At 50.2% G+C, this 18,510-nt stretch carries 15 protein-coding genes; 6 read left to right on the top strand and 9 right to left on the bottom strand.

Translation table 11 applies throughout. The features are described from left to right. The first annotated feature begins 48 nt into the window (after nt 1–48). Nucleotides 49–1,851, top strand: coding sequence for an excinuclease ABC subunit UvrC (gene uvrC, locus JHJ32_RS09345; RefSeq protein ID WP_200120812.1), 1,803 nt, complete (start codon nt 49–51; stop codon nt 1,849–1,851). A gap of 339 nt (nt 1,852–2,190) precedes the next feature. Here the strand turns inward: uvrC and JHJ32_RS09350 are convergent, their stop codons facing one another. Then, nucleotides 2,191–3,678 (bottom strand): NAD(P)H-hydrate dehydratase, encoded by a 1,488-nt coding sequence (locus JHJ32_RS09350; protein WP_200120813.1) that lies wholly within the window; start codon nt 3,676–3,678, stop codon nt 2,191–2,193. 121 nt (nt 3,679–3,799) lie between these two features. Here JHJ32_RS09350 and JHJ32_RS09355 point away from each other — a divergent pair, with 121 nt between their 5' ends. Then, nucleotides 3,800–4,120 carry an iron-sulfur cluster assembly protein gene (locus JHJ32_RS09355; protein WP_079715307.1) on the top strand — a complete coding sequence of 107 codons (321 nt, stop codon included), beginning with the start codon at nt 3,800–3,802 and terminating at the stop codon, nt 4,118–4,120. 36 nt (nt 4,121–4,156) lie between these two features. On the opposite strand, the gene JHJ32_RS09360 is transcribed toward JHJ32_RS09355, so the two are convergent. From JHJ32_RS09360 to JHJ32_RS09370, 3 genes are all read right to left on the bottom strand, one after another. Continuing rightward, nucleotides 4,157–4,762: a hypothetical protein gene (locus tag JHJ32_RS09360; protein ID WP_200120814.1), complete on the bottom strand. Its 606-nt coding sequence runs from the start codon at nt 4,760–4,762 to the stop codon at nt 4,157–4,159. 171 nt (nt 4,763–4,933) lie between these two features. After that, nucleotides 4,934–6,178 (bottom strand): cation:proton antiporter, encoded by a 1,245-nt coding sequence (locus JHJ32_RS09365; protein WP_200120815.1) that lies wholly within the window; start codon nt 6,176–6,178, stop codon nt 4,934–4,936. Between the two features lie 21 nt (nt 6,179–6,199). Then, nucleotides 6,200–6,676: a cation:proton antiporter regulatory subunit gene (locus JHJ32_RS09370; RefSeq protein ID WP_200120816.1), complete on the bottom strand. Its 477-nt coding sequence runs from the start codon at nt 6,674–6,676 to the stop codon at nt 6,200–6,202. 263 nt (nt 6,677–6,939) lie between these two features. Here JHJ32_RS09370 and JHJ32_RS09375 point away from each other — a divergent pair, with 263 nt between their 5' ends. The 4 genes from JHJ32_RS09375 (at nt 6,940) to JHJ32_RS09390 (ending at nt 10,324) form a co-directional block, all read left to right on the top strand. Then, nucleotides 6,940–7,539 carry a YceI family protein gene (locus JHJ32_RS09375; RefSeq protein WP_200120817.1) on the top strand — a complete coding sequence of 200 codons (600 nt, stop codon included), beginning with the start codon at nt 6,940–6,942 and terminating at the stop codon, nt 7,537–7,539. Between the two features lie 248 nt (nt 7,540–7,787). Beyond that, the gene (locus tag JHJ32_RS09380) at nt 7,788–8,573 is read left to right on the top strand and encodes a hypothetical protein (RefSeq protein ID WP_079715313.1); all 786 of its coding nucleotides are present in this window, start codon (nt 7,788–7,790) and stop codon (nt 8,571–8,573) included. Nucleotides 8,574–8,751: 178 nt separating this feature from the next. Continuing rightward, nucleotides 8,752–9,387, top strand: a complete 636-nt coding sequence (locus JHJ32_RS09385) for a DinB family protein (protein WP_200120818.1) — start codon at nt 8,752–8,754, stop codon at nt 9,385–9,387. A gap of 76 nt (nt 9,388–9,463) precedes the next feature. Beyond that, a complete protein-coding gene (locus JHJ32_RS09390; RefSeq protein ID WP_200120819.1) occupies nt 9,464–10,324 on the top strand; it encodes an RNA polymerase sigma factor RpoD/SigA in 861 nt (286 codons plus the stop codon). Between the two features lie 19 nt (nt 10,325–10,343). On the opposite strand, the gene JHJ32_RS09395 is transcribed toward JHJ32_RS09390, so the two are convergent. From JHJ32_RS09395 to JHJ32_RS23175, 5 genes are all read right to left on the bottom strand, one after another. Beyond that, nucleotides 10,344–11,168, bottom strand: a complete 825-nt coding sequence (locus JHJ32_RS09395) for an NYN domain-containing protein (protein ID WP_079715316.1) — start codon at nt 11,166–11,168, stop codon at nt 10,344–10,346. 492 nt (nt 11,169–11,660) lie between these two features. Further along, entirely contained in the window at nt 11,661–12,665 is a 1,005-nt protein-coding gene (locus JHJ32_RS09400; RefSeq protein ID WP_176146069.1) for a nucleoside hydrolase, read from the bottom strand. A gap of 129 nt (nt 12,666–12,794) precedes the next feature. Then, complete coding sequence (locus JHJ32_RS09405) at nt 12,795–14,174, bottom strand: glycoside hydrolase family 140 protein (protein WP_200120820.1); 1,380 nt, start codon at nt 14,172–14,174, stop codon at nt 12,795–12,797. Further along, the gene (locus JHJ32_RS09410; RefSeq protein ID WP_200120821.1) at nt 14,171–16,315 is read right to left on the bottom strand and encodes a PQQ-binding-like beta-propeller repeat protein; all 2,145 of its coding nucleotides are present in this window, start codon (nt 16,313–16,315) and stop codon (nt 14,171–14,173) included. Before JHJ32_RS09410 ends, JHJ32_RS09405 begins: the two co-directional genes overlap by 4 nt. After that, nucleotides 16,315–18,507 carry a GH32 C-terminal domain-containing protein gene (locus JHJ32_RS23175; protein ID WP_200120822.1) on the bottom strand — a complete coding sequence of 731 codons (2,193 nt, stop codon included), beginning with the start codon at nt 18,505–18,507 and terminating at the stop codon, nt 16,315–16,317. The genes JHJ32_RS09410 and JHJ32_RS23175 overlap by 1 nt, the downstream gene beginning before the upstream one ends. Nucleotides 18,508–18,510 lie beyond the last annotated feature (3 nt).

An 18,510-nucleotide genomic window follows, 5' to 3' on the forward strand; every position in this document is an offset into this window, starting at 1 on the left:
ATAAGCTATAAGCTTACGCTGAGGCCTTCCGCCTGCTGCTTATTCGATATGACTAAATTTGACTACCGTAAGGCGCTTGAAGAGATACCGCATCGGCCGGGTGTTTACCAATATTGGGACGCTAACGGCGAACTTATCTATATCGGTAAGGCGAAGGACCTCAAAAACCGGGTCAGCTCTTATTTTGTAAAGACCAACCTGCTCAACGGCAAAACCCGTGTGCTGGTGCGCAAGATCAATCGCATCACCTTTACCATCGTGGATACCGAAATCGATGCATGGCTGCTTGAAAACAGCCTGATAAAAAAGCATCAACCCCGGTACAACGTCATGCTCAAAGACGACAAGACATACCCCTGGATTGTCATAAAAAACGAGCGTTTTCCGCGTGTTTTCCCGACACGGAAATACATCAAGGATGGGTCAAGGTATTTCGGTCCTTATGCGTCGGTGGGCATGATGCACGCTATCATGGACACCATCCGCGAGTTGTTTCCACTGCGCACGTGCAACCTCGCCCTTACCGAGGACAACATCAGTAAAGGTAAGTTCAAAGTATGTCTGGAATATCAAATCGGCAATTGTAAAGGGCCCTGCGAAGGTTATCAAACAGAGGAAGATTACGAACAAAACCTCAACGATATCCGCGATATCCTGAATGGCAAAATCGGCGTAGTTATCCGGCGGCTGAAAGACCAACTGGACGGTGCCGTCGCGGAGCTGAATTTTGAGTACGCGCACCAGCTGAAAAGCAAACTTGACCTGCTGGATCGTTACCAAAGCAAATCTACGGTGGTCAATTCCTCCATCACCAATGTGGATGTGTTCAGCATTGCGTCCGATCAAAGCCATGCGTTTGTCAATTACCTTAAGGTGATGAACGGTGTGATTATCCAAACTCAGACGGTGGAACTTAGGAAAAGACTTGACGAAACCGATGCTGAGCTGCTCAGCCTGGCTATTCCGGAAATCCGGAGCCGTTTCAACAGTACCTCGAAGGAAATTATCGTCCCCTTTGCGATTGGTATCAAGGCGGAAGATCTTAAATTCACGATACCCAAGTTGGGCGAAAAGCGAAGCCTGTTGGATCTGTCCTTGAAGAATGCGCTTTATTTCAAAAAGGAACGGTTGGATCAATATGAGAAGCTGAATCCGGAGCTGAAGGTTGAGCGTATCCTTACCCAAATGCAAAGGGACCTTCGGATGAATGTACTGCCACGGCATATCGAGTGTTTCGATAATTCCAATTTTCAGGGAAAATATCCCGTGTCGGCCGTCGTGGTGTTTAAAGACGCCAAACCGTCAAAAAAGGATTATCGGCATTTTAACGTCAAGACCGTTGAGGGGCCCAATGACTTTGCCACCATGGAAGAAGCGGTACACCGGCGGTACCGCCGGCTACTGGACGAAGGGCAGACCCTCCCACAGCTTATCGTTATCGACGGGGGCAAAGGCCAGCTTTCCGCTGCACTGAAAAGCCTCAAGCTGCTGGGCATCGATAAGCAGGTCACCATTATTGGTATCGCTAAACGGCTTGAAGAGCTGTATTATCCCGGCGACCAGTATCCCCTGTATTTGGACAAAAAGTCAGAAACGTTGAAGGTCATCCAGCACTTGCGGGATGAAGCGCACCGCTTCGGTATCACGTTCCATCGGAAACAACGCAGCCTGAAAACCTTCCGTACGGAACTGGAAAACATACCCGGTATCGGCAAGACCTCAGCTGAAAAATTGCTTAAGACGTTTAAGTCGGTCAAGAAAATACGTGAAGCGGAGGACGACCAACTGCGTACCGTACTTTCTGAAAAACAAATCCGGGCAGTCCGCGACTATTTTAGTCACGTATCCTAAAGTGGACAATATCCTTTTTATTCGTGTTGATTTCGGGTTGTTGCAGGAAAGGTACGTTTTTTGCCTTTAAGGTCGATGAACTCAGGGAACTATGAATATGAAAACGATTCGCATCACATTGTTAGCGGTTTTAATCGCAATGACGACATCATGTGTCACACACCGGACAGCGGGCAAGAGCGGTAAGGTGCCGCCAGGCCAGGCCAAGAAAATCACGGGAAAGAAATCTGCCCGTGACCATGCCCCCGGTCAGCAAAAAAAAAGCGCTTTTGTTTACTTTTTGAAGTAAGGGAACGGCTGGGACATCATTTTATTTTGTAAGCAGGTGAAGCGATGGAATTAGGAAAAGCCTCCCCTGTTCCCGATTGCCAGCGGAATCATCCGGATTAGCTTTCCCGCGGGTACGACAGCCATGCCCTTCGCAGCTAATTGGTCTCCTGCGGTGCCATGCAGGTAACAGGCCAGTATTGCGGCTTCCTGTGGTGGGTAACCCTGCGCCAAGAATGACGTCAGCATACCTGTAAGTACATCACCCATGCCGCCACTGGCCATTGCCGGGTTACCGGTGGGGTTTATGTATACGCTGCCATCGGGCATCACGATAAACGTATAGCGGTTTTTCAATACCAGGACAATATGCCGTGCTTCAGCCTGTTCCCTTGCCGTACGCAGCCGATCCCACCAGGAACTATGCGCGCCAAACAAACGGTCAAATTCCTTCATATGTGGCGTGAGGATGCACGGTGTAGGTAATTTCTCCATCAACGACGGTTCTCGTGCCAGTAAGGTAATCGCATCAGCATCGATCACCATCGGTTTTGCGCTGTAGCCCAGGCATGCCGTAAGGAGTTTCTCCCGCTGCCCCAACCCCGGTCCAATACCTACTGCGTCAAATGTGCCCCATATTTCAGCCAGATCTTCTTCAGGACAGTACATTACTTCCGGATGACAGGTGTTCAGGGCTGCAAGTCCTGCCGGCGGAATACAAGCCGAGGTAAGGCCGGCACCGCTATATACGCTTGCTCCGCAGCAGAGCAGGGCGGCGCCCATGGTCCGGGTATTCCCGGCGATCAGCAACGCATGTCCGTATGTGCCTTTGTGGCTGAATGGTAGGCGGTTGCGGTAGATGCGCTGGATGTCGTCTCTGGTGATCAACCGGAAATCGGTGGGTAAGCGTTCGATGTACGACTCATCAAGGCCGATGTCTACCACGTGGAAACGTTCGATGGCCTTGGCTGATTCGGGGAAGAAAAAGCTCAGCTTGGGCCGTTGAAATGAAATAACGTCATGGGCATACAGGGCATACTCCGTATCGGGGATGATGCCATCAGCTCTTAGCCCGGTCGGAACATCTACCGCAACCTTACGGCCCGGTACGCCATTGATGTGTTTTACCAATCGCAGCCAATCACCGGTGAGCGGCTTATTCAGACCAGAGCCCAGCAAGGCGTCGATGATGACCGTTTGGTCAATATCCGGTAGCTTATCGCCGGGAAAAAATTCCGTTATCCGGATGGGCGTATTATGCAAGCGGGCGAAGTTTGCCGTAAAATCGTCGCGCTCACTATTGGCAAACCGTACGACCCACACGGTGATGGCATCGTATCCATGTGCTTGCAGGAGACGTGCAATCGCCAACCCGTCGCCACCGTTGTTGCCGGTACCGCAGCAGATCAGTATGCTCGTATTGCTGTCGGGATACAGCGGTATGAATGCCGTTACAAAAGCATTTGCAGCTCTTTCCATGAGGTCGACCGAAGCGATGGGCTCCGTTTCAATGGTATGCCGGTCGGCATCCTTTGTTTGCGCGGCGGTAATGATGTTCATTTTTCTCAATATCGTTAGCTAAAGGTACGGCTTTGTGAATGCAATGTCAAGATGTAGGATCAACTGGTCTTGGTGCCAGAAAAATACATTACCTTTGTATGGTACCCGTGAAGTAAAAACGATGATTATCAATGATCCATTGAATCTTGCACCGGCCATTACGGCGGAGTTGGAGACTGTATTCGATCCAGAAATACCGGTTAATATTGTCGAATTGGGCTTGGTATACGAAATCATCACGAAGGAAGATGGTTCGGCTAAAGTGATTATGACGCTTACGGCACCGGGCTGCCCTGTCGCAGGCAACATTATCGATGAAGTTCAGCGCAAAGTGGAAGGGGTGGAAGGGGTAAGCAGGGCGTTGGTAGAACTCACCTTTGACCCGCCGTGGGACAAAAGCATGATGAGCGAGGTCGCCCGGTTGGAACTCGGCTTCATGTAGCCGGTTTCACCGCCCTAATAGCCACCTCCGCTGCGGTTATTCTGCAAAAGCATGCACGATTTGAGACCGGTATTGCGGTCCTTTCTCTTGAAATTCGACAAGGTGTTGATACGTATCTAACGTAAAAAACAGCTCCCCCGGGACACGGGCGTCTTCATCGAAGAACAGTTTGAAATTGTTTGTCGTAGGTTTCGCGTCATCAAAAGCCGCTTTGTTCGAAGAGAATACCAGCGGCTGGACAGCACGCTTCATGCTGCTCACTTCGCTAACTTGCCACAGTTGGCCCAACGCCGCAACAAAGCGATCGCTCTCCGGCCCAGATTTTATAAATTTGATTGATCCCTTTTTGAAACCGAGCTCCTCATTCACCGAGCCATCCGGGTTGATCCCCGCGGGAATGCCTTTATCAACCTCAATCCGTATGCCTACCGTATCATCTTGATAAACACCCTTTGCTAAATAAGATACGGTGGTGGCATCTTCCGTTTTGTCCAGCAAGGTAAGAAAAATCGATGTAGGGTTCTCGGGGTTGTTGGTGATTGCCGACAGCTTTTTCATGCCCGAATCGCTTGATTTCGGTGTGTTGTTGCAGGAGGCAGCTAAGCCTATCAAAGCCAACAAAATTATCGTTAAACGGTTCATTGCTTCAGTTTTTAGTGTATGTTATATTTGCTTACCAACAAGCTCAACCGACCGCTTGTTTCCCAAAAATCCGGAATATTTTTCAAGCACACAACAAAACGTACGAGAATCATAGCAAAAAGTGATCACCCGCACTTAATTTTGTGGACGGGACTACCAAACCTCGATCGATTATGATTTTGGCGGCGGGTTTTCCAGGTCGCTAAGCGTTTTTACGGGCTTCTTTTCTACGTTATCCTTGCCGAATAGCGCGTGCCAGATGTTGCGCGATTCTTTGGTGAGCAGGGGAGCTATGATGGACAAGATCAATACATATACCACCACAAACGATTGGATGACAGGTAATAGCTTGCCAGCCTTACCAATATTAGCCATAATGATGGAAAATTCGCCCCGTGCCGCCAGCGTAAAGCCGATGTCTACCGAGTTTCGCTTTTTTAATCCGGCGAAATGCGACGCAAAGTAGCCGGAAGCCACATTACATAATACCGTGACCAACGCCGCTAGGGCTGCCCACATAACCGCTCCACCCAAAGACATGGGGTCGATGGATAGCCCGAAGCTGAAGAAAAACATCGCTCCGAAGAAGTCCTTGTAGGGTAGCACCATCTGTTCGATGCGCTTGATGTATTGGGATTCTGCCAACACCAAGCCGGCCATCAAGGCACCGATGGCTTCGGCCACGTGGATGGTTTCGGAGAAACCGGCAACAATAAATAAGAGGGCAAATATCACCAATATAAACAGCTCAGAAGACTTGTCCTGGAGTACCTTATCAATGGCCGGAACCAATTTCCGGCCCAGGATGAGAAAGGCCAAAATGAATCCCAAGGCAAGCAATGATGTGCCTGCTACCGTCCAAAAAGAACTGCTTCCGGTAAGAATAAGTCCCGAAAGAAACGAAATATGCATGGCAATAAAGAGGTCATCAAACATAATCATGCCCATAATGACCTCCGTTTCGGGGTTGGCCGTCCGTTTGAGATCAGTAAGCACCTTCGCTACGATAGCCGTGGAGGAGCTTGTCATGATGCCGCAAAGGACCATGGTCTCCTTAAACGGTAGTCCCATTAGCCAGCCAACCAGCAGACCGGAGCAAAAATTGAGGATAACATAAAACGTCCCACCTGTGAGAATGGACTTTCCAGATTTGATAAGCCTACTCACGGAAAACTCCAGCCCCAAGTAAAACAGCAGAAACAGCACGCCCAGGCGCCCCATAAAGTCGATGAACGGTTTGCTTTCCGTAAAGGTAAGGTCGATGTTGCCAAATTTTGGAGCATGTTGGCCAAGTACCATTCCAATCAGGATGAAAAAGGGGATGACTGAAAATCGAAGCCTATTCGATATCAGTCCAACGAGGGCTACCAATCCAACGGCTATGCCTACTTCCAATATCAGGGTATGTGATAGCATGCTGTTTTTTCGGGCCCTCGACTATAAAATTTCCTTCAACAATTTGATATGGCTTCTTTTGCCGGCCACTACCAATGTGGTTTCGGCGGCAATGACGTAGTCGGGCCCAGGATTGATGATGCTGTCGCCATCCTTGATGGCGGCAATGATGGATGCGCCGGTGCGCTTGCGCACTTCCAGATCGCCTATGGACTTGCCGATGCTTGGAGCGCCGCCCTCCACTTTGTACCATTCAATGATTAAGTCGTCAAGTGCGACTTCAATCGTTTCAAGGGCCTTTGGCTTGTAGGATAGTCCGCCAATGATGCCGGCTACTTGGCGTGATTCTTCATCAGACAAGGTCATCACGCATTTGGATTCACTTTCTTCTTGGTCATAGCGGTAGAGCTCCCGGCGGCCGTCATCGTGGATGACCACGACCATATAATCCCCGGCTTCGGTCTCAATTTGATATTTTTTACCGATACCAATTAAGTCTGATTCTCGAACAATTGACATAGTTGTCTCTCCCTATAGTTAAAAGTCACGCAAAGATACGACTTTATTCAAGATTACTGTTATCTCCTTGGCAACAGGGCATAGATAGGTTTCCAATTTGTACAGCCTGGATTTACCAAGCGGCCTTCATGATAATAGACCACATGAGGAAATCGCTTGTTAATGAAAAAATTACAACAGCAACCGGCGAAAACAAGGGCCTCAACGCCTATCTTTGGATCCGGGCAAAAATCCATTGACAGTTATTCATTAACGGAATTATTATGAAAAGAACCATCTCATCAACACTTTTTTCGGTAGCATTATTAGTGACGTTTTACGCATTTACGCTGCCAGCGGCCGATGTTTTCAAAGTTGATACCACCAAATCCAAGATAGCTTGGACCGGACGCAATGTAGCGGGCGGAAAGCATACCGGCGAAATAGGTATTAGCCAGGGGGATCTAACGTTTGATGGCGATAAGCTAACGGGAGGCAGCTTTACCATAGACATCAATGCTATCACGGTGACCGACTTGACGGGCGATCGCGCAGCTAGACTTGCTAACCACCTGAAGAGCGAAGATTTTTTTGATGCACCCAAGTTTGGCACAGCCGTGTTTAAGGTGACGAAGGCCGGTGGTTCGGGAAGCGATTGGTCGATTACCGGCGACTTGACAATCAAGGGTATTACGAAACCTATCACCTTCCCGGCGACGATTCATCAATCAGGCGATATGGTACACGCTATCGCTAAAGAGGTTAAGATAGACCGTACGCAATTTGACATCAAATACCGGTCAGGCAACTTTTTCAGCGGATTGGGCGACAGGGCAATTTCTGATGAATTCCAGTTGGATATTGAAATCGTTGCTGTCAAATAAGTACACCTAATCATTGAGGATATTAGCATGGAGCTCCGTTTCATAGAAAGGAACGGAGCTCATTTTTTGGATGTGCGTTGGATTTTAAAAAATACCCATTTTGGTGTATTTAGATCACTGATTTGGATTCCGACATTTGTTTCTTTGAAAAACATAAGCCAATACATGCTTGACCCTATTATCTACTACTTGAAAAAAAATTAATGTCCTCCAGCACGTGAGATTGCTTTACATTCAAGCCCTTTATTATGATGACCGAAATTCAACAACCTTATTATGCGTTGACCAGCGAAGAGAAACAATACACCCGGGAGATGGTGGCGGATGTTGTCGCCCCGTATCATACTGAAAATTTCGATACATTTATGCAAAGTTGCCAAAAAGCCGCTGCGCTTTTGCCCGAGCGCTTGCTCGACTGGCGGAGTGAAACGGCGGAATCTGATGTCGGGTTATTGCGCAACCTCCCCACAGAAGACCTCTTCGCAGATACGCCCGAAGAACCGTTTGTAGCCGATCATATCCCCCTGCTTTCTGATAGCATGATGGGTGTTATCGCAGCGCTGTTCGGCGATACCTTTTTTTTCGATAAGGCGGTATGCAGGGGGGCTGCGCTGCGCCCGCACGGCACTGGCGCTACCACACAAGCGGTTTGGACGGGATTGCTTTGTGTACATGGTGATGAGCAAGCGGTCGTTAAAATCGCACGCTACGATGATATACAGTGGTATCATGAACAGCTGTCTTCGCTGATTGGGTCGATTTGCAGCCAAGGAGTCGATTGCCTGTTCCACAAGGAATATGCCGCGTCTGTGAAACTGGCGATGCTGGCCGAAAGTGAGGAAAAGCCAGCTGCCATGATTTCATCCAACAGGGCGTCCGCCGAGCAGGTGTATACGCGTGTCGTGCTCGAAAAAGGGGATTTGTTGATGTTTAATAGCCGGAATACGATCCATGCGCACTCGGCGTCCAACGCCCGGATGCACGGCAAGGATCGATGGATTAAGCGGGTCCTGGTGGCCGACGATATCATGTAATCAACAAGTTAAGCTTCTGGGGGCGGTCTATCAGGCCGGCATGACTAAAACTTGTCTCAAAACCCCACTGAATATGTCACATCCCACACCGCTATTTCACGTCAGGATAAATTAAATTTGTCTACATCGCCGTTCATACGGCAACGAATTTTTCTGTTAGTCATTAAATTATCCTGATATGAAACGATTATTCATCTTATTCATCACGGTATGCGCCGCGTGTGCGGCGGCTGCCGATGCGACTGGCCAAACCACCAAGCAGGCAGCCCGGCACGATAAGTCGTTCTTGCTTGATTATTATCAGCAGACCTATGACGATTTGGAGAAAGCGGTGGCAGGGCTTAGTGAAGCGCAGCTTCGATTCAAGCCCGCGCCGGACCGTTGGTCGATAAGCGAGTGCCTTGAGCACATTATCCTGACGGAGAAAATGTTGTTCGGCTTTGCCCAGGAGGTATTCGCTCAATCGCCGAATGCGGAGCGCAGGGGCGCGATCAAGATGACGGACGAAGAGATTATCAATGGCATCAAGGACAGGAGTTTCAAGGTACAGGCTTCGAAAGAACTAACACCAGCGACACCCGGCAAATACACGGATGCGGAGGTGGCCCTTGAAGAGCTGCGCAACCAGCGTAGGACGTTGCTGGACTATATCGATACGCTCAGTGAAGACGATATGCGCAATCGCGTTTCCGACTCACCCTTCGGTCCGGTAGACGGCTACCATTCGCTGCTTTACATCCCTGGGCATACCGCCAGGCATACGCTGCAGATAGCAGAGGTAAAAGCAGACAGTCGCTTTCCCAAAGGAGAATGATGGGCGTGGGGTTTCTTGTTGCATTTGCCGATTAATTGACTACCTTTACCGGATACCCGTCAGGCGCAAATAGTACATGAGACAATTGAAAATATCTGAGTCGATTACCGATCGCAGTAATCGATCCTTGAATACCTACTTATTGGAAGTTAGCAAATACGATGTACTTACTGCGGAAGAAGAAGTAGCTTTAGCCATCCGGATACGGACGGGCGATAGCCTGGCCCTAAACCGGTTGATCAAGGGCAATCTACGGTTTGTTGTGTCTGTTGCCAAACAATACCAACACCAGGGTTTGGTACTTGAAGACCTGATTAACGAAGGGAATCTCGGGCTTGTCACTGCCGCAAAGCGGTTTGATGAGACCCGGGGATTCAAGTTTATATCTTACGCTGTTTGGTGGATACGACAAAGCATTATATCGGCCATTTCTACCCAGTCGCGCATCGTACGGTTGCCAAGCAACCAGATTTCGGACTTGATCAAGGTGAAGAAATCGCAAACTACCCTGGCGCAACTGTTGGAACGCGAGCCTACCGCTGAAGAATTGGCCGAAGCGCTTGATGTTTCCGTTGAGAAAATACGCCGTTCGTTGAAAAACGGCGAAAAACAGGTTTCCGTAGATGCACCGTCACTGGTGTCGCCGGAGATAAGCCTGCTTGACGCGATACCGGACGGCGGCGAACCGACAGATCAAAGCACGATCAAAGAATCACTGAAAATAGTTGTTCAAGATGCACTATGGCAACTTCCTTACCGCGAAAAACTGGTGCTTACTCTTTTTTACGGGCTTGAAGATTCCGAACCAAAGACGCTGGAGGAAATCGGCCGACAACTCCGGCTGACCACCGAACGGGTCAGGCAGATCAAAGCTCGTGCACTGATTTGGTTGCAGCATTCGCGTTGGGGGAAAAGTTTGTCGGCTTACCTCGGGTAGTGAACCTGGGTAATTATTTTCAACGGGTCACCTTTCTCCTGCCTGTTTTTTGTGGTTCCTTGATTTTGATATATACGTGCTTGATTTTCGTTTTTTCTGTGCTTTTTTCCTCCACCTCGAAATGATCGCTTAGTGATTTGAACAACGGCGTAAGTTTGGAAAATCCATAAATCCGGGGATCAAAGTCAGGCTTCCGCTTATTAAGCAACCCGCCTATAGCGGCCAAAGGCGCCCAGCCACCTTCATCGGCTACATCGTTTACCGACGCTTTGAGTAGGTCAATTGTTTCAGTGCCAATCGGGTCATGTGGCTGTACACCTTGGGCTGTCTGCTTTACAACCTTGACTGCCGAAGTCGCCGTTTCCGTGGGCGTTTTTCCATTGGGCGTTGTCGTTGTCGCATCCTTATCCAATATTTCGATGTATATAAATTTATCACAAGCAGCGATGAAAGGTTTAGGCGTTTTTTTTTCGCCTACGCCTATTACCATTTTTCCCGACTCCCTTAACCGAATGGCCAGCCTTGTAAAGTCACTATCACTCGAAACGATGGTAAACCCATCCACCTGCTGACTATGGAGAATATCCATGGCATCGATGATGAGGGCCGAGTCAGAAGAGTTCTTGCCACTCGTATAGCTGTATTGTTGTATCGGCGTGATGGCGTGAGTAAGGAGCGGTTCTTTCCATCCGGTCACATGTGATTTCGTCCAGTCCGCGTAAATCCGCTTGATGGATGGGATGCCGTATCGTTTTACTTCATCCAGAATGCTCGCTATCTTGGTGTTTGATACATTGTCTGCGTCAATTAGCACAGCTATCTTTAAGTCCATCCCTTGCGCCATAAATCTGTTTTTATTTTCCTATATGCGTGCAAGGTAATCAATTTCATTGGCAATATGGACATAGGCTTTTCTTTCCGAACCCTTCCGTTTTCGAATCCATGTTGTTATTACCTGGCAAAATACCTCACCAATAAGCGGCTTAATCTTTCCTGCGTTTCTCTGCCTGTTTTATTTTTTTATCCGCTCTTTTTTCCTTTAAACTCTTTACGGCGGTTTTTTTGCCGTTTTCCTTCTTCGCTCCTTTTTCTTTTGACATGACCCTAAGTTTAATTCTTGGTAAGGTAAGAAAATTAAATTAAAGTAGTGCATGTTTCGGGCAGTTTTGCCGGTTGCATAGCGAACGTTTTCTGTGGTGTGGCATAGGGTGGATATCAATACCGCTACGTTTGTGTTTTTGAGTGTAACACCCTATAAAATACCTAATTATAGGTATTGATATTGCTGATTTTTCCGGTAACTTTGTTGTTATACAACGGTGATTCAAGCATGATCTCATGTTCCGGATTTATCGTTCGTCGGCCCTCGTGTCTCCATCGGACGTGTGTTGTGATGATTGCTGACGCCCCTGAAATTGTTGCGAGGGACATGCAACATCAGGGTTTCGATGACCGCTTCAAGATATGCATACGGATATTTGTGAGCTAAAAAATAGTGTTCCCGATTAGTCAGTGGATTCCACGTATTGTACCCCTGTTCGTCTACCATCAATGTTCCCGGCCCATTGACGTAGAAATAATCTTCCGGATTGCGCACAGCGGCCAATACGGTGGTTTGATCCCAGGATGGCCGGTTCGTTTTCTCCTCTTCTTCGTAGGTTTTCAAGTTATAGGCGTAGGCAGCTGCCACCGGACCATCTTTGTCGCCCTGCTCATTTAGCTTACCGCCGGTGAAGATTTTTGATCCGATTTCAAAGCCGCTAATCAATAAGGGTTTGGGCCATTGGCTGATGGCGTCATAAGCAGCTTGTGCGTCTTCGACGACGTTAAATTCCTTGCCTTCAGGTAAGTTTCCTGCCATGGCAACCCATTTTTTTACTTTCGCTTTTACCAAGGCTATCCCGTTCATTTTTGAATGTTCGTCAGGGGCAGACGCCAGCAGGTCGGCAATGTTGGATAAAAAACCAACGGTGACGATGACGACACTATTGTCCGGCTGTGCGGCAAGCACTTTACGATATACACTGACAGCGCTGGGATAGGTGTGGTTAATGCGATCAGGAGCATACTGTTTTAAAAGCAACGTATTCCAATCATTTTTTGCCGTATAACCCGGAGCATCGTCGGCAGGTATGCCTACAGGCAGATCAGCACGCCCGAAATACCGGTTGAACAGTTCTATGGTCGGCGCGATGGTCGGGTGCCCGGCGCTGGCCACGGTAGCCAGTATTTCGCATTCGCCGCTATCTGCCAGCGCATGCAGCACCGCAATCGCCCCTACGTCATCGTAGTCGGGTCCCATATCCGTATCAAAGATAATCTTCGGAATTTCTTTGTTCATTTTGACTTGGGATATCCCATACCGCGGGATACCGATCGCCAGTGCAAACGCGAGATGAAATAGCAACCTACAAACCGTCTTATTTTTCATGTCTAAAAACGAAATTAGTAATGACAAACGTTCTATTGATTAGTACGCCAACACCAGCACCCAGTCGTTTCCACGGCCCCGCGTTGGCGGGGAAAATTTGACCACTCCGTTGGCTGCCACATGTCCGGCATGTTCCTGATCGCCGGTGCGGGGATTATACCACGATGCATCGACCGCTTTGGTGCCACACAGACTGAGATCCAGCAGGGCGTCTAATCCGGTAGGGATATACACCAGTGCAAAATCGGTTCCTCGTGCAGCGACAATCCAATCCGTTTCCGGCATATATTCATTTTTGATGAATTCAGGAAATGGGCGCATCTGGCTTGCTGGTCGCGATGACAGCAGCTTGCGGGCATGGATGATGTCCCATGCGCCGGCTAAGTCCAAATCGTCATGCCAAAAACTCCTTGCCAACCCTATGGGCTCTTTGGTCTGGTCCCGCATCTGCCAGATGGAATGGCATCCATAGGTGTAGCCGAAGCCCCCCGATAGCATCGACCAATAGAGCGTTTGCCGGACATCAGCGTCGTCAAACCAACCGAAGACGTCGGGCGCCCAGCTCACGGGATGGTTTTCGTACCGGGGTTCGCCGTCCATGATGGGTTTAGTGGGGGTACGATGGTAGCCCGGTAAAAAGAGCCGTTTATAAATGGCAAATGACCGTTGCCCATGCCCGGTTTGGACCATGTTGAAGTCGAGCCAATCGCGCTCGTGAAACCATTCGGCAGAGCTCCGTTCGCCCTGCGGGTGAAAAGTCATCAGGTGCGCATCATCCACCGACTTGATGCCGCGAGCCATAGCGTCCCAAATCTCGAAATTTTTTCCGCCACCGGATCGGTCGCCACCGATGATCCAGATGATATTGGGATACGTCTTGTAACGTTCGCCAAGGAATTTCCCATATGCAAAAGCGTTTTCCTTCGTAAAAATCTCCGGGCCTACACCCCATTGTTTATCCACTTTATCGCCCCATGTAGGTAGCATGCCGATAAATAGGCCCTTTTCCTGAGCTTTTTGCACCACCCAGTCCACATGAGCAAAATAAGGTTCATTGGGAAGCAGCGGGTTGTTGTCCTTGAGTGGTGTATCGCCCGCCGGCGTGGGTTTGCTGAGGCCATCCAATTCGGCCAATACGACAGCCTGGATCACGGTAAACCCCTTTTCCCTTCGATTTTCAAGGTATTTTTCTGTGTTTTTTTGATCCAACCGGTGGAATAGCTCCCATGCCGTATCTCCGAAATACAAGAAGGGTGTACCATCTTCAAAGGCAATATGCCGTTTTGACGTATCCACGATGAGCTTTCCATGACTGAAATCGACGGAAGGCCCCGTCCATGTGACTTCCTGCGCACACAAGTGCTGTTTAGATAAGCAGCACAGCAATAGCGAAACAAAAAATAAACAGTTGGTCTTCATTTTTTTAGCGTTTGATAATCAGGTAATGTATAAGCGACGTAAGCATCGCCCTTCGGTGTCCCCAGTTTCGTTCCACCGGCCGCAATGACGATGTATTGCTTTCCGTTTACGGTATACGTGCTGGGCGTTGCAAAGCCCGCAGCGGGAAGGCTATCTTCCCAGAGCAGTTTTCCGTTCGTTTTATTAAATGCCCTGAACATACCATCCTTCGTGGCGGCGATAAACAACAATCCGCCAGCAGTGACCACCGGCCCGCCGTAGTTTTCGGTTCCCGTTGGTGGGTGGCCTTGGGCGGTGAGTTCCTTGAATTCGCCCAACGGCTGCTGCCACAACTGTTCGCCCGTATTCAGGTCAATGGCCGTCAGCGTCCCCCAAGGTGGGGCTATCGCAGGATAACCACGGTTGTCCAAAAACTTATTATATCCGTCAAACCGGTAGGGCGATTTCGTCTGCAACGTGTTGGCGACGGTTGCAGTCTCCTGTGCTTCCGTTTTCTCGGTGCCAAGCAAAAAATCAATGATCGCTTGTTTATCCGCCGTATTCAGATGGCCAAATCCCGGCATCATGCCCTTCCCATTCGTCACGATTCTTTCAAGTTCCGGGCGCCGAAAGGATTTCCGTACCTCCACCAATGCCGGGTATCCGCTGGTCGGATGGCCTTTTAAATCCACGCCGTGGCAGCTTGCACAATGTTTATTAAACAGCATGTTTCCTGCTGTGAGTCCCGCCGATTCGTTGTCCGTCCCTTGGGGCGACAAGCTGAATAGCCAGGCCATTTCATTCGCATTGACATACATGATGCCCTTGTCGTCTACTGCCGCGCCACCCCATTCCGCCCCCCCATCAGCGCCTGGAAACAAAATCGTTTGCTTGCCCACCGCCAAAGGCTGAAACACGCCCTTGCTGGCCGCATGATAGGCGGTCAGCAGTTCCGTACGATTTTCAGCCAGCTCGCTGATGTCCTTTTCAGTGAGTTGTTGCCGGGCAAAAGGCTTGGGCAGGGTAGGGATGGGCTGGGTGGGCCAGGCCGCCTCGCCGGGCACATCAGAAGCAGGAAAAGCTTGCTCTTCAATCGGGAATAAGGGCGTCCCGGATACGCGATCAAACACAAACACGTGGCCGGACTTCGTCACTTGTGCTACGGCATCGATTTTTTTGCCCTGCCGGTTCAGAGTCACGAGGTTCGGCGGAGCAGGCAGGTCCCTGTCCCAGATGTCGTGGTGGACAAACTGGTAATGCCAGATGAGCTTGCCTGTACGTACATCGAGCGCCAGCAGGCAGTTGGCATACAGGTTTTGGCCGTGCCGCCTGCCGCCATAAAAATCGAATGCCGGTGATCCGGTAGGTGCATAAAGGATACCGCGTTTGCGATCTATCGCCATGCCCGCCCAACTGTTTGCTCCGCCGATGATTTCGTGCGCCGCACCGTCGTGCCAAGTCTCATACCCCGGTTCACCCGGTTGGGGAATCGTGTGGAACACCCACACCAATTTGCCGGTTTTTACGTCAAAGGCCTGGATGTGCCCCGGTGCGGCGCCGTCTCCTTCGCCCACCCGTATAGGCATCACTATCAAGTCTTCGTACAGTGTCCCCGGTGTGGTGGAGCCCACAAATTTATCTTTTGCCGTCGGTCCGAGGCCAGCCTTCAGGCTTACATGTCCGGCTTCGCCAAATGTCTCGATGACTGTACCAGTACGTGCATCCAGCGCCGTCAGCCACTCGCCATACGAAAACAGAATCCGTTTATCGTTGCCCGATTCCCAATAGCTGACACCCCGGTTCACGTTACCGGAAAAACGGGCACTGGATGTATCGGTCCATAGTTCGCGTCCCGTGGCCGCATCGAGCGCAAAAACGAAGTTTGATGCGGTCACACCGTATAGCACATCGTCTACAATGATGGGATTACATTGCACTTGCCCTGAATCGCGCGTATGGTATACCCATGCCACCTGCAAGTTGGCTACGTTTGACGTGTCGATTTGGCTGAGCGTGGAATAATGATTTCGGTCTGGGCCACCAAGGTATTCGCGCCATGTCGTTTCGGTGGCAGGCGAATGCCCGCATCCCATCACAAACAGCTGGCAGATGCCCACTATCGGAGCCAGGAAAGGAACTGCAAGTTTTCCAAATTTTAACATTACATTTCGGGTTGTATATTCCAAATGGTTAACGAATCGACATTAATCGGCCCTACCTCGCAGAATGGCCTGAAGGTGATTGCCCGGCAATCGCCGCTAAGCACGCCCGTGCAAGACTGTCCATTGACAAATACCTCTATCAATGAACCATCAATGAGCACGCGCATGGATACCGAACGGCCATCCTGAGGCAAAAACGCGGGGGCACTCCCCAGTTCGGGATAGTCTATCGGCATTTTTATGCCTCCTTTCACGCCAAAGCGGTTTGACGTCAGATTCAAAAAAACCGACGCTGTGTCTCCCGGACGTGTACCTGAGGTCACGTAAAATCCGAAAATCCCCCGTTGACCGCCCGGCACCTCGATCAAGATATCGGCCCTTCCGTCTTTCAATGTTACGAATTTTTGTTGGACAGCCGAATCCAGCTGAAAATTAACTGTTTTGCTGTGGAGTTTCCGTAATTTTTCAAGCTCAGGGATCGGCGTTTGTGTCAATCGCCGTTCGGTGAATTCCAGTACCCGTGGGGTGACATGAGTGCCTGACCAACGGATGCCATCTACCTCACCCGAGGCATAAAGCTGCAGTGCGTGGATGATGCGGCGTTCGCCTCCTTGCGGTCCGCAGGAGTCTACCATCAATGGGTTAAAACAGTGAAACGGATTGAGGTAATCGAGCAACATGCCTTCGGGATCGTCGGGTATAAACGCCGCCGAATCCTTATCAAACTCGCCCACCCAATAACGTGCCGGCCGGGTACCCAACATCAATACGTATTTGTCGCCGAAAGGCAATAGATAGGGATATTCGGCGAAGCCCCATTGTTGTTGGTTGTCTTTCGGGTTGCGGTGTTTATGCGCGCTGAACAGCGTTCCGCGGGTCTCCCACTGCATGAGGTCTTTTGACATCAGCAGGACGATATCATCGCCTAAGCTATCGGCTGAACGTCCCCAATGTTGGCGCGTGGTGAGCGCGTAATAGCGATCGCCGTCTTTCCACACGTGGCCATCGTGATGTTCCATATCATCCATCACGAGCCTCTTATTGCCGAAAGACGTCAGGCCGTCATCGCTTTCCGCCATCACGCCATATTTCCCCGACTGGCCCAGGGCCGTATAGAACATTTTGGGTTGCCGGTGGTCCTCCAGCCACAGGTTGCCCAGCCAGATTCCATATGTATCCAACGGACTGTCCGGCCAAAGTGCTATCGGATAATCTTCCCAATGCAGCAGGTCATCACTTACGTAATGTGCCAGTGGCGTATATGCCAATAGCGATATCATATTCCGATAGCTGAATAGGTGGTATTTGCCACCATGATACACCGCCCCCGCGGGGTCCAGGATGGCATCCATGGGTGCCGTGAGATGAAACGACGGCCTTCGCGGATCACGGGCCATATAGTGCCGCATCGCTTTTCCGATCGCGCGCACCCCTTCCACATCACCTGCGCGGGATTGGTCAAAAAACGCATCGTATTGCTCGTACATCACGCTGGCCGGGTCTTGCACGTCTTTGATGCCCCGGGTATGGCAAAGGCCGGCTACAGCCTGATCATCCAGTAGGTAATCCCAATATGCCATATAGCGTATATGGCCGGTAAACCGCCTTTCGAAGAGAAAGTCCTGCACACCCTTCGGGAAATTTCCGACCGGTGGGTCCGTCGCCTTCCATGCCCCGATAAGTACCGCCCCGGGCGCCTGCGGATGAATCGATCCATGTAGTTGCTTGGCCAGCAAGCGCGCGCCACCGACCACTACCTCCAGCTGCCGGTCCGCATAGTTGATCACCAGCTGATGCCATTGCCCCAGCGCCAACTTTCCAACGGGTATTTCGCGGAATAAGCTGCCTTTTTCGTCCACCGTACTTACCATCACTACCAAGGTACGGTCGTCGGTGATGGCCATGGATAGGCTGGGGGTCCAAAAAATCCCCCCCGCCTGTGTGGGTTTTACTTCCAGGGCAATTGTGCCAGCTACTGGCAGGCGGCTGCCGAACCGGCGATGTGCTACCTCCAGGTAACCCTGGCCGGTAAATGATGCACCTTCGTGGTCGTCAAAGCTGATGCCATTGCCGACCAACCTGTCCCATGCCCGCTCTTCCGTATGCAGGTGGGTCAATACACACCGGTAAGTAGCTCCGGCCAGTATGTCGGCTGTGGTGTTGCCTGCCAGCACGCACGCAGGACAACACACCAG

The sequence above is a fragment of the Parapedobacter sp. ISTM3 genome, assembly GCF_016533505.1.
GTDB lineage: Bacteria > Bacteroidota > Bacteroidia > Sphingobacteriales > Sphingobacteriaceae > Parapedobacter > Parapedobacter luteus.

Coding starts and splice junctions, on each gene's coding strand:
- uvrC (WP_200120812.1), top strand. CDS start 49: ATGACTAAATTTGACTACCGTAAGGCGCTTGAAGAGATACCGCATCGG.
- JHJ32_RS09350 (WP_200120813.1), bottom strand. CDS start 3,678: ATGAACATCATTACCGCCGCGCAAACAAAGGATGCCGACCGGCATACC.
- JHJ32_RS09355 (WP_079715307.1), top strand. CDS start 3,800: ATGATTATCAATGATCCATTGAATCTTGCACCGGCCATTACGGCGGAG.
- JHJ32_RS09360 (WP_200120814.1), bottom strand. CDS start 4,762: ATGAACCGTTTAACGATAATTTTGTTGGCTTTGATAGGCTTAGCTGCC.
- JHJ32_RS09365 (WP_200120815.1), bottom strand. CDS start 6,178: ATGCTATCACATACCCTGATATTGGAAGTAGGCATAGCCGTTGGATTG.
- JHJ32_RS09370 (WP_200120816.1), bottom strand. CDS start 6,676: ATGTCAATTGTTCGAGAATCAGACTTAATTGGTATCGGTAAAAAATAT.
- JHJ32_RS09375 (WP_200120817.1), top strand. CDS start 6,940: ATGAAAAGAACCATCTCATCAACACTTTTTTCGGTAGCATTATTAGTG.
- JHJ32_RS09380 (WP_079715313.1), top strand. CDS start 7,788: ATGATGACCGAAATTCAACAACCTTATTATGCGTTGACCAGCGAAGAG.
- JHJ32_RS09385 (WP_200120818.1), top strand. CDS start 8,752: ATGAAACGATTATTCATCTTATTCATCACGGTATGCGCCGCGTGTGCG.
- JHJ32_RS09390 (WP_200120819.1), top strand. CDS start 9,464: ATGAGACAATTGAAAATATCTGAGTCGATTACCGATCGCAGTAATCGA.
- JHJ32_RS09395 (WP_079715316.1), bottom strand. CDS start 11,168: ATGGCGCAAGGGATGGACTTAAAGATAGCTGTGCTAATTGACGCAGAC.
- JHJ32_RS09400 (WP_176146069.1), bottom strand. CDS start 12,665: ATGAACAAAGAAATTCCGAAGATTATCTTTGATACGGATATGGGACCC.
- JHJ32_RS09405 (WP_200120820.1), bottom strand. CDS start 14,174: ATGAAGACCAACTGTTTATTTTTTGTTTCGCTATTGCTGTGCTGCTTA.
- JHJ32_RS09410 (WP_200120821.1), bottom strand. CDS start 16,315: ATGTTAAAATTTGGAAAACTTGCAGTTCCTTTCCTGGCTCCGATAGTG.